Here is a 13,097-nt window from a genome sequence, read left to right as displayed (position 1 = left end):
GCGCGGGAGGGGCTAGGGGTGGGCGCGGCCCGCACCACCCTTGCATTCCCACCCCCTACCCCTCCCGCACGCGGGAGGGGAGAAGGAAGTGACCATGCTCAAATCCACCTACCCGCTCTACCTCAACAACAAGGCGGTGCAGCCCAACACCGATCTCGAGGTCACCGACAAATACACCGGCGAGGTAGCCTTCCGCACCGCGCTTGCCACGCCTGATGTGATCGAGGAGGCCATTGCCGGCGCCGTGCGCGCGGCCGAGCCGATGGCGCGGCTTGCCTCCTACGAGAAGCAGGACGTGCTGATGCACTGCGTCGCGCGCTTCCGCGAACGGTTTGACGAACTCGCCTATGCCCTGTGCGTCGAGGCGGGCAAGCCGATCAAGGATGCGGAAGGCGAGGTCACGCGCCTGATCGACACCTTCAGGATCGCGGCCGAAGAGGCGGTCAGGAACTACGGCGAGGTCCAGCCGCTCGACATTTCCCCGCGCGCCAAGGGCTATCAGGGGATGTGGAAGCGCGTGCCGATCGGGCCGTGCAGCTTCATCAGCCCGTTCAACTTCCCGCTGAACCTCGCCGCCCACAAGATCGCGCCTGCCATCGCGGTCGGTTGCCCCTTCGTGATGAAGCCTGCCTCCAAGACCCCTTTGGGTGCGATCATCATGGGCGAGGTGCTCGCCGAATGCGACATCCTGCCCGAGGGCGCCTTCTCGATCCTCCCCGCCAGCCGCGACGGGGCCGACCTGTTTACCGAGGACGCGCGGCTGAAGCTGCTGAGCTTCACCGGCTCGCCCGGGGTGGGTTGGGACCTCAAGGCCAAGGCGGGCAAGAAGAAGGTCGTGCTGGAACTGGGCGGCAATGCGGCGGTGATCATCGACAAGGATGCTGACCTTGCCGATGCGCTCGAAAGGGTGATCTTCGGGGCCTTCTACCAGTCGGGCCAGTCCTGCATCGGGGTGCAGCGCATCCTGATCCACGATGACGTTTACGATACTTTCAAGGCAATGCTGGTGACACGCGCAGGCAAGCTCGTCGCGGGCGATCCCAAGGACCGCGACACCTTCATCGGCCCGATGATCTCGGACGGCGAGGCCAAGCGGCTGAAGGGCTGGATCGACGAGGCGGTCGCTGCCGGTGCCACCCTGCTGTGCGGCGGGGGCCTGACGCGCGGCAACATGCTCGAAGCAACGCTGCTCGAAGGCGTGCCCGAGGACGCCAAGGCGAAGAACGAGGAAGCCTTCGGGCCGCTCGCCATCCTGCAACGCTTCACCCACTTCGATGAGGCGCTGGAGGAGGTCAACAACTCCAAGTTCGGGCTGCAAGCGGGCATCTTCACCCGCGACCTGTTCCAGATGTTCGACGCCTGGGACCGGCTCGATGTCGGCGGTGTCGTGATCAACGACGTCCCGAGCTACCGGGTCGATAATATGCCCTATGGCGGCGTGAAGGACTCAGGCCTAGGCCGCGAAGGCGTGCGCTTCGCCATGGAGGACATGAGCGAGATCAGGAATCTGGTGATCCGCAGAACCTAGGCGCACCGTCTCCCCGGCCTCCGAGCCGGGGCCCCGCTTTCTTCGCGGCAGGAAGGCAGCGGGGTCCCGGGCCAAGCCCGGGAAGGCGGGATCATGTTCACCCCTCCTCGAGCAGCAACAGCACAGCGGTCACCTCGAGGCGCTCCATCGCGCCGAAGCGGTGATCGACCTTGGTCACGGTGGCATCGGCGACCAGCTGGCGGGGGATGGTGAATTCGTGATCGGGCAGGCGCTCGATCAGCTCCTCTCCAGCTGCGACCGCATCGGCGCCGCAGAATTCGAGCACCACCTCGTGGCGGGTGCCGGCAAAGGTGATCGAGGCCCAGGCCTTCTCCTCATGGCCGAGCACCGTGCCCGCGCCGCCGGTGATGTCCATCAACCCGGCGCGCACCCGGTCGGCGAGCGTGCGGCGCGGGCGCAGCGCGGCGGGCGCACTGCCGGGGAGGGAAGCGGATTTGACCTCGATCTGGTCAAAGTCGGCGGTGAGGTGGGCGAAGGGATCGCGCAAGCTTTCGGTGAGCATCAGGCCATCTCCCCCGGCTTGGAACACTCCGTCTTGGCAGCGCCCGCGGCATAGCCCTGCATCCAGGCGCGGGTGCGCATCTCGGTGTCGCGACGCGGGGTGCGACCCATGCGCAGGTCGAGCACGAAGCGCGGGTCGTGGACGGCGAGCCGTCCGAACTTGGTGGCGGGCAGGTTGTGGGTCCTCAGGAAGGTTTCGACGGTCCGAAGCAGCATGGTTTTGCGTCCCTCAAATTGCTGATCTGGGCGATTCGCACCGGGCGACTCGCCCGATGTTCCTGATTTGTTTCACTACATTTCCTACTTGTCTAGGAAAATTCCTTTGTATAGGATGATTTCATGTCCGAGATTGTCAAAGGCCCCCGTGAAATCCCAGATGGCCCCCGTGCGCGGCTGCTCACCCTGTCGCAAAAAAGGGGGGTAAGCCTTGCGGCACTATCCGAGTTGCTCGGGCGCAATCCCTCCTATCTCCAGCAATTCATTCGCAAAGGAAGTCCGCGCAAGCTGGAGGAGCAGGACCGCGCCACGCTCGCCCGCTTCCTCGGCGTCGGCGAGGAGGAACTGCGTGAGGCGCAGGAAAATTCCTACGTGAAACCCCCTAGGCGGCGGGACGAGGCCGAATGGGTGGAGGTGCCCCGGCTCGATCTCGGCGCGGCGGCAGGCGCTGGGCGGGTGCCGGACGCGGAGGCCGCCTTCGACACCTTCCGCTTCTCGCGCCGCTGGCTCGAGGAACAGGGCCTAGCCCGCGCCGAGCTTTCCGCGATCCGGGTCGAGGGGGATTCGATGGAGCCGCTGCTCAACGACGGCGACGAAATCCTCGTCGACCGCGCGCCCCGCGCCTTTCGCGACGGCATCCACGTGGTCCGCCTCGGCGACACGCTGATGGTGAAGCGCGTCGCCGGCGCCGGGCCGGGGCGCATCGCGCTGCTCTCGCAGAACTTCGCCTACCCGCCGGTCGAGGTCGCGGCCGACGAGGTCGAGATCATCGGCCGGGTCGTGTGGAAGGGCGGGCGGGTCTAGTCGTCTTCCCGCTCCGCCGCATTTCTGGCTTCGGCCATCAGCGCCGGGGTCAATTCGCCGCTGCGCGGGGGCAGGGGTCTGCCGTCACCCAGCTCGCCGTTCGCCTCGATATCGGCCAGCAGCAACTCCATCTGGGCGATTTCCCTGAGCTGCGCCGCGATGATCTCATCGGCGAGTTTGCGCATCCGCGGGTCGGAGATCTCCGCGCGGCGACTGGTCAGAACGGCGATCGAATGGTGCGGGATCATCGCCCTGGCCCAAGCAGCATCGTCCACCGTTTCCTGGCTGCGCATCAGGTACAGGAACAGGCCAAAGCCCGCGGCTGCGCCGATCATCACCGCCATCTTGACCGCGCGCGGCCGATACATGCCCCACATGAAGCCAAGCATGATAAGGGTCATCGCCATGCCCATCATCAGCGCCATCCACATCCGCGTCTGGCTGAAGAACACGTGATCGGCGGCATAGACATTGGCATAGGCAAGGGCGAACATCACCGCCGTGGATGCCGCGATCATGGCGGCAAATCTGGGCCAGTGCGATCCGCCTTGGGGTTTTTCGGTCTGCATCGCTTGCGTCTCCCGTCTGCGACTTTTGGGGGATGCGGGATGATGGCTGGCCAGCCGGGCTTACGCCCTGTCATAAGTCGCCATTCGAGAATTCTTGCAAATCGCCCGTGGCGTGGTCATCTCCGGCCCATGACCGACACCTCCAAGCCCCTCCCCCCCATGCGCGCCGCGATCATTCCGGTAACGCCGCTCCAGCAGAACTGCTCGCTGATCTGGTGCACCAGGACCATGCGCGGGGCGCTGGTCGATCCCGGCGGGGATCTGGACAAGCTCAAGGAAGGCGTCGCCAAGGCCGGCGTCACGCTGGAGAAGATCCTCGTCACCCACGGACATCTGGACCATTGCGGGCAGGCGGGGATGCTGGCCGAGGAGCTCGGCCTCGACATCGAAGGCCCGCACGAGGATGACCGCTTCTGGATCGACCAGCTCGATGATGACGGTCCGCGCTGGGGGATGGTGGCGAAGAGCTTCACACCCACCCGCTGGCTCCAGCACGGCGACACGGTGACGGTGGGCGAGCTGACGCTCGACGTGATCCACTGCCCCGGCCACACCCCCGGTCACGTGGTGTTCTTCCACGAACCCAGCCGCTTCGCGATCGTCGGCGACGTCTTGTTCCAGGGCTCGATCGGCCGCACCGATTTCCCGCGCGGCAATCATCAGGACCTGATCGACTCTATCACCCAGCGCCTCTGGCCGCTCGGCGAGGACGTTATGTTCATCCCCGGCCACGGCCCGACCAGCACCTTCGGGCGCGAGCGCAAGATGAATGCGTTTGTGAGCGACTACGCGCTTTCTTGATTGCGCTCGGCCCTCCGGGCGAGCGTCCTCGGTGCGGTTTCGATCCCTGCGGGATCGAGCACCTGCGGGCGGCCGTTCGGCCTTGCGGCCCGTCCTATGGCGGGCCGGTTCTCGCGCTTTCAGGAAGAAGCGTCCTCGCTGCCGCCCTTCGCCGCATCGCCCAGCGCCTTGCTCTCCTTCTTGAGCGGGCGCGAGACGGGGCAGACTTCCTGCACATAGCCATTGAGCGTGTTCGCGAGGTTCTCGCGCACCAGCCGGTAATGCACGAACTGCCCGCGCTTCTCGCTTGCCACCAGCCCCGCATTCTCCAGCACCGAGAGATGCTGCGAGACCGCCGGCTTGGAGATGTCGAATCGCTCCGCGATCTGACCCGCGGTGAGCTCGGATTCCGAGAGGTACGCCAGGATCTTGCGGCGCACCGTCGAGGCGAGGGCTTCGAACACTTTCTGCATGGGCCCAGCATGTAAGCGCTTGCTTAATTGCTTTCCAGTGCTATCGAGTAATTAAGTGATGCATTAATTATCTACACAATGGAGGGCCCGATGACGCGCGACCGCTGCGAGGTGAACTGGATCGTCGAGACCCCCGGCGCCGACGCGGTGCATGGGCATGTGCGCTGGGACCCTGCGCACAGCTTTTGGAATGGCGGGATGTTGCTCGCCGCGCTCGGCCTCGCACCCTTCTTCACCACACCCGCCGCAGTCGTCACCGGAATCGCGGTCACCGGCGCTATGCTGTTGCTGGGCCATTCGGTCGGCTTCCACCGCCTGCTGATCCACGGCAGCTTTGCAACCACACCCGCCTTGCGCGCCTTCCTGATCTGGTGCGGCACCGTGGCTGGGATGAGCGGGCCACTGTGGATCGTGCGGACCCACGATCTGCGCGACTGGGCGCAGCGCCAGCGGCTCTGCCACGATTACCTCGCCCACCGCCGCCCGATGCTGGTCGACGCATGGTGGCAGCTCCATTGCCGCCTCGATCTCGATCATCCGCCGCGCTTCGACATCTCCGCGCTCGAGGCGTCGCCTTTCCTGCGATGGCTGGAGCGCACCTGGATGCTCCAGCAACTTCCTGTCGCGGGCGTGCTATTCTGGGTGGGCGGCTGGCCCTTCGTGGTGTGGGGCGTCTTCGTGCGGGTCGCGCTGACTGTCCACGGCCACTGGCTGGTCGGCCACCTCGCACACCGGCGCGGGCCCCAGCACTGGCAGGTCACCGATGCTGGCGTGCAGGCGCATGACGTGCCCTGGGCCGGGCTCCTGACGATGGGCGAGGCGTGGCACAATAATCACCACGCCTATCCCGGCAGCGCGCGCATCGGGCTTCACAAGGGCCAGAGCGACTGGGGCTATGCCTTCATCCGCCTGCTCGAGCGGGCAGGGCTCGCCTGGGACGTGTGCCTGCCCGCCGACCTGTCGGGCCGTGCGGACAAGCTGGTGCGGGTCTAGAGCGCGATGACAAAAAGTGGGAACCGGTTTTTTGTCAAAAATCGCGGGAGAACAGAAATTTAGAGCACCCCCGCCATGATCAGCGCGGCGGCCACCGACAGGCCGAGCAGGGTCAGGAGGGTGGTGATCGTGCCGATGAACCGCCCCTTCAGCAGCGCGCCGCCGTCCATCCCGAAGCCGTGACCGATGCGCCCCGCGAAGTAGACCAGCGCGACCACACCCAGCCACCAGCTGCCCTTGCCCGACAGCTCGATGCCGATGATCAGCGCGAGCACGAAGGGGGTGTATTCGACATAATTCGCCTGCGCCCGCATCCGGCGCTGGATCGCCTCGTTGCCGCCGTCGCCGAGATAGACCCCGGCGGCACTGCGCGCGGCATTGATCCGCAACGCCAGCCAGATATTGAGGACGCCAGCAGCAGCAGCGGCGGCGAGGGTTACGGGCAGCATGGTCATGGCGCGATCCCTTCACGATTGCGGGGCAGTGCTAGGCCCCGCCGAGGCTGCTTGCAACGCGCGAATTTTTCGCTATAGCGCCGCGCTTCCCGCCGCTGCTGGCCAAGGAGTGCGCGCAAGTCTCGTGCTTGTGTGCTTGGGCTCCTTGCCGTAAGGGCGGCCTTCGAGAATCACGGGCGCCGGTGGCGCTGCACGTCAGTAATTTGAGGAAATGGTGCCACCATGGCTGTCCCCAAGAGAAAAGTTTCGCCTTCCCGCCGTGGCATGCGCCGCTCGCACGATGCGCTCAAGGTCGAGGCGTTCCACGAATGCTCGAACTGTGGCGAACTGAAGCGCCCGCACAACATTTGCGGCCATTGCGGCCACTATAACGGGCGTCAGGTCGTCGCCGTCGGCTAAGTGCCGGTGGCCCCCACGATAGACCGGAGAACAGCACGATGAACCTGCCCCGTATCGCGGTCGATGCGATGGGCGGCGATGAAGGCGTGCGCGTCATGGTCGAAGGTGCCGCGCTCGCTCGCCGCGATCATGACAGCTTCAAGTTCCTGCTGGTGGGCGATGGCAAGCGCATCGAAGCCGCGCTCGAAAACCACCCGAACCTGCGCGCCGCCTCGGAAATCCTCCATTGCGACGACGTGGTGGGCGGCGACGAGCTTCCCAGCAAGGCGATGCGCCGTGCCAAGACCACAAGCATGGGTCTGGCCATCAATGCCGTGAAGACCGGCGCTGCGGGCGCTGCGGTCAGCGCGGGCAACACCGGCGCGCTGATGGCGATGAGCTACATTGCGCTGCGGACCATGCCGGGGATCGATCGCCCCGCGCTCGCTGCTATCATGCCGACCTTGCAGGCGCATGACGTGGTGATGCTCGATCTCGGCGCCAATACTGAAGCCGACGCCCGCAATCTGGTGCAATATGCCATCATGGGTGCGGCCTATTCGCGGATCGTCACGGGCTTCGAGAAGCCGGTGGTGCGCTTGCTCAATATCGGCACCGAGGAAATCAAGGGCACCGAAGAACTGCGCGATGCGGCCGCGATGCTCACCGCCGCTTCGGCGCGCGAAGATGGCGGGCTGGCGCTGACCTTCGACGGCTTCGTCGAAAGCGACAAGATCAACCGCGGCGAGACCCATGTGGTCGTTACCGACGGCTTTTCGGGCAATATCGCGCTCAAGGCGATCGAGGGCTCGGCGCGCTTCGTCACCGATCTGCTGCGGCAGGCCTTCACCTCCTCGCTACGCTCCAAGATCGGTTTTCTGGTCTCACGCCCGGCGACCGAATTGCTCAAGCACCATCTCGATCCCAACAACCACAATGGCGCGGTCTTCCTTGGCCTCAACGGCGTGGTGGTGAAGAGCCACGGCAGCGCGAACGCCAAGGGCGTGGCGCACGCCGTGGCGGTGACCGCGCGGCTGCTCGAGAACAAGCTCACCGAACGGATCGCGCAGGACCTCTCGCGGCTGGGCGAGGGCGCGCTGCGCCAGAACGGCCGCACCGCCGCGTCCAAGGATAGCGAGGCGTCCCTGTGAACGAAAGGCGCGTGAGCGGTTCGCGCGTACTCGGCACGGGCTCTGCCTTGCCGCGCCGGGTGGTGACCAATGCGGAATTGGCCGAAACCGTCGACACCTCGGACGAATGGATCGTCGCGCGCACCGGCATCCGCCAGCGCTATGTCGCGGGCGAGGGCGAGACCACCTCGACCCTCGCCATCGCTGCCGCACGCGCCGCGCTTGCGGATGCGGGGGTCGAGGCTTCGTCGATCGGCCTGATCGTGCTCGCCACCGCCACCCCCGACAACACCTTCCCCGCCACCGCCACTAAGGTGCAGGCAGCGCTTGGCTGTCAGGGCGGGATCGCCTTCGATGTCGCGGCGGTGTGCTCGGGCTTCCTCTATGCGCTCGCCACAGCCGATTCGCTGCTCAAGACCGGCATGGCGACCCGCGCGCTGGTGATCGGGGCCGAGACCTTCAGCCGCATCCTCGACTGGGAGGACCGCACCACATGCGTGCTGTTCGGCGATGGCGCGGGCGCGGTGGTGCTCGAGGCGCCTTCGGGCGAGGCGGACGGGGCAGGCATCCTCGGCACCAGGCTCCACGCCGATGGTGACCAACATGATCTGCTCTATGTCGACGGAGGGCCTTCGAGCACGCAGACCGTCGGCCATGTCCGCATGCGCGGGCCCGAGGTTTTTCGCCACGCGGTCGTCAACCTTGCCGCCGTCCTCAGAGAAGTGCTTGAGGATACTGGAGTTTCGGTCAATGAGATCGACTGGGTCGTGCCCCATCAGGCCAATGCCCGGATCCTCGATGCGACCGCCAGAAAGCTCGGCCTTGCGCCTGAAAAGGTGGTGGTGACGGTCCACGATCACGCCAACACCTCGGCCGCTTCGGTGCCGCTCGCGCTCGATGTCGCGCGCAAGGACGGGCGGATCAAACCGGGTGATCTGGTGATGCTCGAGGCGATGGGCGGCGGCTTCACCTGGGGGGCAAGCCTGATCCGCATGTGATGCCCCACTGGGCCTCGCCTGTCTCTTTTGCTAACACGGGTGCGGAAAACACTACAATCCGCACTCCATCGCTTTGCAATCGCGCCGAAAAACCTTAAGCATCTGCCACCTTCTATCGGGTCGCGCCGCGAAGGAGAATTCGCATGATGCGTTCGGTTGGCACTTTGACCCGCGCCGATCTGGCGGAAACCATCAACCGCAAGATGGGTTTCAGCCGCGCGGAGTCGCTCGATCTGGTCGAGTCGATTCTGGCCAAGATGAGCGACGCGCTCGCCAAGGGTGAGAACGTCAAGATTTCAGGCTTCGGCAGCTTCGTGCTGCGCGACAAGAACGAGCGGATCGGCCGCAATCCCAAGACCGGGATCGAAGTGCCGATCACCCCGCGCCGGGTGATGACCTTCCGCGCCAGCCAGCTGCTCAAGGAACGGATCGCCAAGGGGTGACCGCACAATGTGAGGCCATATGACAGCATTCGATGACGGCAAGGACGAGGGCGCGCTGCGCACCATCGGCGAAGTCAGCGAGGCGCTGGGCATCCGGCCTCACGTTCTGCGGTATTGGGAGGCGCAGTTCCCGCTGCTGAAGCCGCTGAAGCGCAGCGGCGGGCGGCGTTACTACCGCCCGGCCGATGTCGCGCTGGTCGAGACCATCGACCGGCTGGTGAACCGCGAAGGCTATACCCTGAAGGGCGCGGAGTCAGTGCTGCGCGCGGCCGCGAAGTCGCCGCTCGACCGCCGCAAGGATGACCGCCGCTCGGGCGAACGTCGTGTCGATGCCGATCCCGACGCTTCACCGGGCGTGCGAATTGCGGCGGCAGAGGGGCCGGACATGGCCGAGATCATCGCCGGGCTGCAGGCCGTGCGCGCGCGGCTCGCGGCGGCGCTGGAGGCCTAGGGCCCAGGCAAGGGGCTGGGTCTCAGACCCCCAGCAAGTCGAACAGCAGCGCCTCTGCCTCGGCCGCGAAACGCGCCGGGTCGAGCCGCTCCGGCACCTCCTCCGCGCGCGCAAGTTCCCCGGTAATCAGCGCCTCCAACTCCCGCGACCGCGTCGCAGGGGCGGCCTCCTTGGTCTTGGCCTTGAGCGCAACCAGCTCCTCGATGAGGAAGGTGAGGGCGGGGGGCAGATCGGTCGCCGCCATCAGCTCTTGCAGCGCCATCGGCGGGCGCGCCGCGGGGTTCATACGCAGCGCCCGCAAGCACAGCGCCGGACGCAGGGCGTAGAAATAGCGCTTCACCGACAGCGTGTCGGCGGCCTCGTCCCAGCGCGCCACATTGTTGAGCCCGAGGCTCGCATAGTGCCGGGCATAGCCGCGCGGGTTGAAGTGGCGGTCGGCGAGGCCCGCCAGCTGGGCGATCACCGGGTCGTCCGGCTGGTAGCGGATCGGCGAGTTGATCCACTCGGCCACCACGGCATTGTGGTTCAGCAGCAGGCCCAGCGTCTTGTCGATGTCCCATCCATTGACGTCGAAGAGGTCGAGAATCGGTCGCTCGACCACGTTCCGCACCGGGGTCAGGCGCAGGTAATCGCGCACCGGGCGGACATAGATGAAGCGCGCGTCGTAATCGCTGTCGGGCGAGGGGAATCCCCAGGCGCGCGAACCGGATTCGACCGCCATGAGGATGCGGATGCCCTCTTCCTTGGCGATGGCGCGGAGACGCCGCTCGATCTCGGCGCGGGCTTCGGGGGCGATGCCGGGCACCAGCTATTCGGCCGCCAGCAGCGCGGCCTCGCCGAGGTCAACGCTGACGAGGCGCGAGATGCCCTTTTCCGCCATCGTCACCCCGAACAAGCGGTGCATCCGGCTCATCGTCACCGCGTTGTGGGTGACGATCAGATAGCGGGTGGCGGTGGTGGCGACCATCGAATCGAGAAGGTCGCAGAACCGCTCGACATTGGCATCGTCGAGCGGTGCGTCGACTTCGTCGAGCACGCAGATCGGCGCGGGGTTGGTGAGGAACAGCGCGAAGATCAGCGCGGTCGCGGTCAATGCCTGCTCGCCGCCCGACAAAAGCGAGAGCGATTGCAGCCGCTTGCCCGGTGGCTGGGCGTAGATTTCGAGGCCCGCTTCCAGCGGATCGTCCGAATCGACCAGCGCGAGATGCGCCGCGCCGCCTTCGAACAACCGAGTGAAAAGCACGCGGAAGTGGCCGTCAACCGCCTCGAAAGCCGCGCGCAGCCGCTCGCGGCCCTCTCGGTTGAGGTTGCCGATCGAACCCCGCAGCCGCGCGATCGCCTCGACGAGTTCGGCCTGTTCCTCGGCAGACGAACCGTGCTCGGCCTCGATCCGGGCGAGCTCGTCGGCGGCGACGAGATTGACCGGGCCGATCCGTTCGCGCGCGGCGGTGAGCTTTTCCAGCTCCTCGGATTCGCGCGCGGCGGGGGCAAGGTCGTTCTCGTCGAAGCCGAAGCGTTGTCCAAGCAGCGGCGGGGGGCACTGGAAGCGCTCGCCGGAGATGCGGGCCATTTCGGCGCGGCGCAATTCCTCGTTCTCGGCGCGCGCGGCAAGGCTGGCGCGCGCCTCGCGGGCCTGGGCGAGGGTCTCGGTGCATTGTGCCAGCGCGCTGTCGGCGGCGCGGCTGCGCGCTTCGGCCTCGCGCATCATCGCATCGGCTGCGGCGAGTTCGGCGGCGAGGCGCTTGGCGGTCGCCTCGCCCGCCTCGATCTCGGCGGAGAGCGCAGCGGGCTTGGCGGCGATGACGGCGTGTTCCTCGGCGATCTCGGCGAGGCGGCGGCTGGTTTCGGCCATGCGCCGCTCGGCATCCGAGGCGCGCGCCTGCCAGCCGGCATGGTCGGCCTGTTGCCCGGCGAGCCGTTCGCGCGCGACGGCGAGCGCCTGATCCTGCGCGGCAAGGTCGGCGAGCGCGGCCTGCACCGCGGCGCGGGCAGCGGCGTTTCGACCTTGCGCGGCCTCGAGCGCCTGCCGCCCGGCATCGCGCGCGGGGAGCCTTTCCCGGGCCGCCTCGGCGGTCGCGACCTCTGTCTTCGCGGCGGCGATCTGCGTGTCGATGTCCGAGGCGCTGGCGGCGAGTTCGGCGAGGCGCGCAGCGCGGCGTTCCTTGGCGGCCTCGGCCTGGTCGAGCCGCCGCAGCGCCTGCCGCTCGGCCTCGATGGCCCCGGCGATGGCGCGTTCCTGCGCGACAAGCCCGGTCTGCAAGCAGGCGAGTTCTTCGCGGCAAGCCTTGTCCTCGGCCTCGGCGGCGGCGGCGGCTTCGCGCAAGGGGGGGAGGGCGGCGTCGAGTTCGGCGAGGCGGTTGGCCGCTTCGAGCTGCGCGGCCTCGGCTGCCCCTTCGCCGCGCGCGACGAAACCGTCCCAGCGGCGCAAGTGCCCCGCGTGGGTCACCAGCCATTCGCCCGGGGCCAGCGCGCGGCCGTCATCCGCCTCGACGCAGTGCACCAGCGCGAGGCGCGCGGCGAGTTCCTCGGGGCATTGCGTGAGGCGCTTGGCGAGGCTGTCGGCGACGGGCGCGGGGGCGGCGGCGCCCGTCCAGAACCGTCCGTCCGGCGTTCCGGCAGGCGCGCCCAAAGGCGACTTCCCGTCGCGCCCCAGCACCGCGGCAAGCGCGCGTTCGTAGCCGGGGGTGACGGTCACGCGGTCGAGCGCGGTGGCCATCCCCTGTCGCCCGGCCTCGCGCTTCGCGCGCGCCTCGCGGTCACGGGCCAGCGCGGTGTGCTCGCGCTCGACGCCCGCCAGTTCGGCCCGCGCGGCGGCGAGGCTGCTGGCGACGTCGTCGCGCCGTGCTTGCAGATCGGTCTTTCGCGCCTGATCCTCGGCGAGGCGGGCGCGCAGGCGGGCGAGATCTTCGGCGGCTTCGTCGGCGGCCTCGCGCGCGGCAATGACATCGGCCTCGGGATCGCCGCTGGCGGCGAGTTCGGCGCGGGTGCGTTCGAGCCGGGCGGCCTCGGCCACGATCCGCGCGAGGCGCGCGCCGGCCTGGTCGACCGCAGCCTCGGCGACGCGCCACTCAGCCTCGACCCCGGCCTGATCGGCGGTCGCCTTGGCCAGCGCGAGTTCGGCGGCGCGGCTGGCGCGTTCCTTGTCCTCGGCCTTCTCGGCCAGCAGGGGCCGGGCGGCCTCTGCCGCCGCCGCCGCGGCGCGGCTGACCTCGAGTTCCTGCGTGAGCCGCGCCAGTGCCTCGACCGCCGCGCTGGTCAAGCGGTCGGCATCCGAGCGGTCTTCCTCGAGCCGCGGCCGCTGGCGAGTCAGATCGCGAAGCCGGGGTTCGGCGGCAGCGAGCTTTGCGGCGAGCGCGG

16 protein-coding genes are annotated in these 13,097 nt (G+C 67.6%); 9 read left to right on the top strand and 7 right to left on the bottom strand.

The annotated features are described in order from the left end of the window. The first annotated feature begins 94 nt into the window (after positions 1 to 94). Positions 95 to 1,528, top strand: coding sequence for an aldehyde dehydrogenase family protein (locus NBV68_RS12325; RefSeq protein ID WP_296310256.1), 1,434 nt, complete (start codon positions 95 to 97; stop codon positions 1,526 to 1,528). A 97-nt stretch (positions 1,529 to 1,625) separates the two neighbouring features. Here NBV68_RS12325 and NBV68_RS12320 read toward each other — a convergent pair whose 3' ends face one another. Both NBV68_RS12320 and NBV68_RS12315 read right to left on the bottom strand, forming a co-directional pair. Then, positions 1,626 to 2,051 carry a hypothetical protein gene (locus NBV68_RS12320; protein ID WP_296310255.1) on the bottom strand — a complete coding sequence of 142 codons (426 nt, stop codon included), beginning with the start codon at positions 2,049 to 2,051 and terminating at the stop codon, positions 1,626 to 1,628. Then, complete coding sequence (locus NBV68_RS12315; protein ID WP_296310254.1) at positions 2,051 to 2,266, bottom strand: hypothetical protein; 216 nt, start codon at positions 2,264 to 2,266, stop codon at positions 2,051 to 2,053. The genes NBV68_RS12320 and NBV68_RS12315 overlap by 1 nt, the downstream gene beginning before the upstream one ends. 123 nt (positions 2,267 to 2,389) lie before the next feature. On the opposite strand from NBV68_RS12315, the gene NBV68_RS12310 reads away from it, so the two are divergent. Beyond that, the gene (locus tag NBV68_RS12310; protein ID WP_296310253.1) at positions 2,390 to 3,070 is read left to right on the top strand and encodes a LexA family transcriptional regulator; all 681 of its coding nucleotides are present in this window, start codon (positions 2,390 to 2,392) and stop codon (positions 3,068 to 3,070) included. On the opposite strand, the gene NBV68_RS12305 is transcribed toward NBV68_RS12310, so the two are convergent. Then, positions 3,067 to 3,639, bottom strand: coding sequence for a DUF305 domain-containing protein (locus tag NBV68_RS12305; protein ID WP_296310251.1), 573 nt, complete (start codon positions 3,637 to 3,639; stop codon positions 3,067 to 3,069). The genes NBV68_RS12310 and NBV68_RS12305 overlap by 4 nt on opposite strands. A gap of 129 nt (positions 3,640 to 3,768) precedes the next feature. Here NBV68_RS12305 and NBV68_RS12300 point away from each other — a divergent pair, with 129 nt between their 5' ends. Further along, a complete protein-coding gene (locus NBV68_RS12300) occupies positions 3,769 to 4,440 on the top strand; it encodes an MBL fold metallo-hydrolase (RefSeq protein WP_296310249.1) in 672 nt (223 codons plus the stop codon). 119 nt (positions 4,441 to 4,559) lie between these two features. On the opposite strand, the gene NBV68_RS12295 is transcribed toward NBV68_RS12300, so the two are convergent. Further along, positions 4,560 to 4,892 (bottom strand): metalloregulator ArsR/SmtB family transcription factor, encoded by a 333-nt coding sequence (locus NBV68_RS12295; RefSeq protein WP_296310248.1) that lies wholly within the window; start codon positions 4,890 to 4,892, stop codon positions 4,560 to 4,562. Between the two features lie 90 nt (positions 4,893 to 4,982). Between NBV68_RS12295 and NBV68_RS12290 the strand changes: the two genes are divergently transcribed. Further along, positions 4,983 to 5,885, top strand: a complete 903-nt coding sequence (locus tag NBV68_RS12290) for an acyl-CoA desaturase (protein WP_296310247.1) — start codon at positions 4,983 to 4,985, stop codon at positions 5,883 to 5,885. Between the two features lie 59 nt (positions 5,886 to 5,944). Here the strand turns inward: NBV68_RS12290 and NBV68_RS12285 are convergent, their stop codons facing one another. Further along, complete coding sequence (locus NBV68_RS12285) at positions 5,945 to 6,340, bottom strand: MAPEG family protein (protein WP_296310246.1); 396 nt, start codon at positions 6,338 to 6,340, stop codon at positions 5,945 to 5,947. Between the two features lie 222 nt (positions 6,341 to 6,562). Between NBV68_RS12285 and rpmF the strand changes: the two genes are divergently transcribed. The 5 genes from rpmF to NBV68_RS12260 all read left to right on the top strand — a co-directional run bounded on the left by rpmF (position 6,563) and on the right by NBV68_RS12260 (position 9,740). Then, the gene (rpmF, locus tag NBV68_RS12280; protein WP_026092120.1) at positions 6,563 to 6,739 is read left to right on the top strand and encodes a 50S ribosomal protein L32; all 177 of its coding nucleotides are present in this window, start codon (positions 6,563 to 6,565) and stop codon (positions 6,737 to 6,739) included. 38 nt (positions 6,740 to 6,777) lie between these two features. Then, on the top strand, positions 6,778 to 7,869 hold the full coding sequence (plsX, locus tag NBV68_RS12275; protein WP_296310245.1) for a phosphate acyltransferase PlsX: 1,092 nt from the start codon (positions 6,778 to 6,780) through the stop codon (positions 7,867 to 7,869). A gap of 11 nt (positions 7,870 to 7,880) precedes the next feature. Then, positions 7,881 to 8,846 (top strand): beta-ketoacyl-ACP synthase III, encoded by a 966-nt coding sequence (locus NBV68_RS12270; protein ID WP_296310244.1) that lies wholly within the window; start codon positions 7,881 to 7,883, stop codon positions 8,844 to 8,846. Positions 8,847 to 8,989: 143 nt separating this feature from the next. Beyond that, positions 8,990 to 9,289, top strand: a complete 300-nt coding sequence (locus tag NBV68_RS12265; protein ID WP_296310243.1) for an integration host factor subunit alpha — start codon at positions 8,990 to 8,992, stop codon at positions 9,287 to 9,289. 19 nt (positions 9,290 to 9,308) lie between these two features. Then, positions 9,309 to 9,740 carry a MerR family transcriptional regulator gene (locus NBV68_RS12260; protein WP_296310240.1) on the top strand — a complete coding sequence of 144 codons (432 nt, stop codon included), beginning with the start codon at positions 9,309 to 9,311 and terminating at the stop codon, positions 9,738 to 9,740. A gap of 22 nt (positions 9,741 to 9,762) precedes the next feature. On the opposite strand, the gene NBV68_RS12255 is transcribed toward NBV68_RS12260, so the two are convergent. Both NBV68_RS12255 and NBV68_RS12250 read right to left on the bottom strand, forming a co-directional pair. After that, the gene (locus NBV68_RS12255) at positions 9,763 to 10,545 is read right to left on the bottom strand and encodes a nucleotidyltransferase domain-containing protein (RefSeq protein WP_296310238.1); all 783 of its coding nucleotides are present in this window, start codon (positions 10,543 to 10,545) and stop codon (positions 9,763 to 9,765) included. A 3-nt stretch (positions 10,546 to 10,548) separates the two neighbouring features. After that, positions 10,549 to 13,097 (bottom strand): chromosome segregation protein (locus NBV68_RS12250; protein ID WP_296310236.1); only part of this gene is annotated, 2,549 nt, incomplete at its 5' end.

The organism is Erythrobacter sp., from assembly GCF_023653175.1.
Taxonomy (GTDB): domain Bacteria; phylum Pseudomonadota; class Alphaproteobacteria; order Sphingomonadales; family Sphingomonadaceae; genus Erythrobacter.
The sequence above is the reverse complement of the archived record's forward strand: the minus strand, read 5'-3'. Positions and strand labels throughout refer to the sequence as shown.

Bases quoted from the DNA above. Each gene is read 5' to 3' on its own strand.
- NBV68_RS12325 (WP_296310256.1), top strand. From the start codon at position 95: ATGCTCAAATCCACCTACCCGCTCTACCTCAACAACAAGGCGGTGCAG.
- NBV68_RS12320 (WP_296310255.1), bottom strand. From the start codon at position 2,051: ATGCTCACCGAAAGCTTGCGCGATCCCTTCGCCCACCTCACCGCCGAC.
- NBV68_RS12315 (WP_296310254.1), bottom strand. From the start codon at position 2,266: ATGCTGCTTCGGACCGTCGAAACCTTCCTGAGGACCCACAACCTGCCC.
- NBV68_RS12310 (WP_296310253.1), top strand. From the start codon at position 2,390: ATGTCCGAGATTGTCAAAGGCCCCCGTGAAATCCCAGATGGCCCCCGT.
- NBV68_RS12305 (WP_296310251.1), bottom strand. From the start codon at position 3,639: ATGCAGACCGAAAAACCCCAAGGCGGATCGCACTGGCCCAGATTTGCC.
- NBV68_RS12300 (WP_296310249.1), top strand. From the start codon at position 3,769: ATGACCGACACCTCCAAGCCCCTCCCCCCCATGCGCGCCGCGATCATT.
- NBV68_RS12295 (WP_296310248.1), bottom strand. From the start codon at position 4,892: ATGCAGAAAGTGTTCGAAGCCCTCGCCTCGACGGTGCGCCGCAAGATC.
- NBV68_RS12290 (WP_296310247.1), top strand. From the start codon at position 4,983: ATGACGCGCGACCGCTGCGAGGTGAACTGGATCGTCGAGACCCCCGGC.
- NBV68_RS12285 (WP_296310246.1), bottom strand. From the start codon at position 6,340: ATGACCATGCTGCCCGTAACCCTCGCCGCCGCTGCTGCTGCTGGCGTC.
- rpmF (WP_026092120.1), top strand. From the start codon at position 6,563: ATGGCTGTCCCCAAGAGAAAAGTTTCGCCTTCCCGCCGTGGCATGCGC.
- plsX (WP_296310245.1), top strand. From the start codon at position 6,778: ATGAACCTGCCCCGTATCGCGGTCGATGCGATGGGCGGCGATGAAGGC.
- NBV68_RS12265 (WP_296310243.1), top strand. From the start codon at position 8,990: ATGATGCGTTCGGTTGGCACTTTGACCCGCGCCGATCTGGCGGAAACC.
- NBV68_RS12260 (WP_296310240.1), top strand. From the start codon at position 9,309: ATGACAGCATTCGATGACGGCAAGGACGAGGGCGCGCTGCGCACCATC.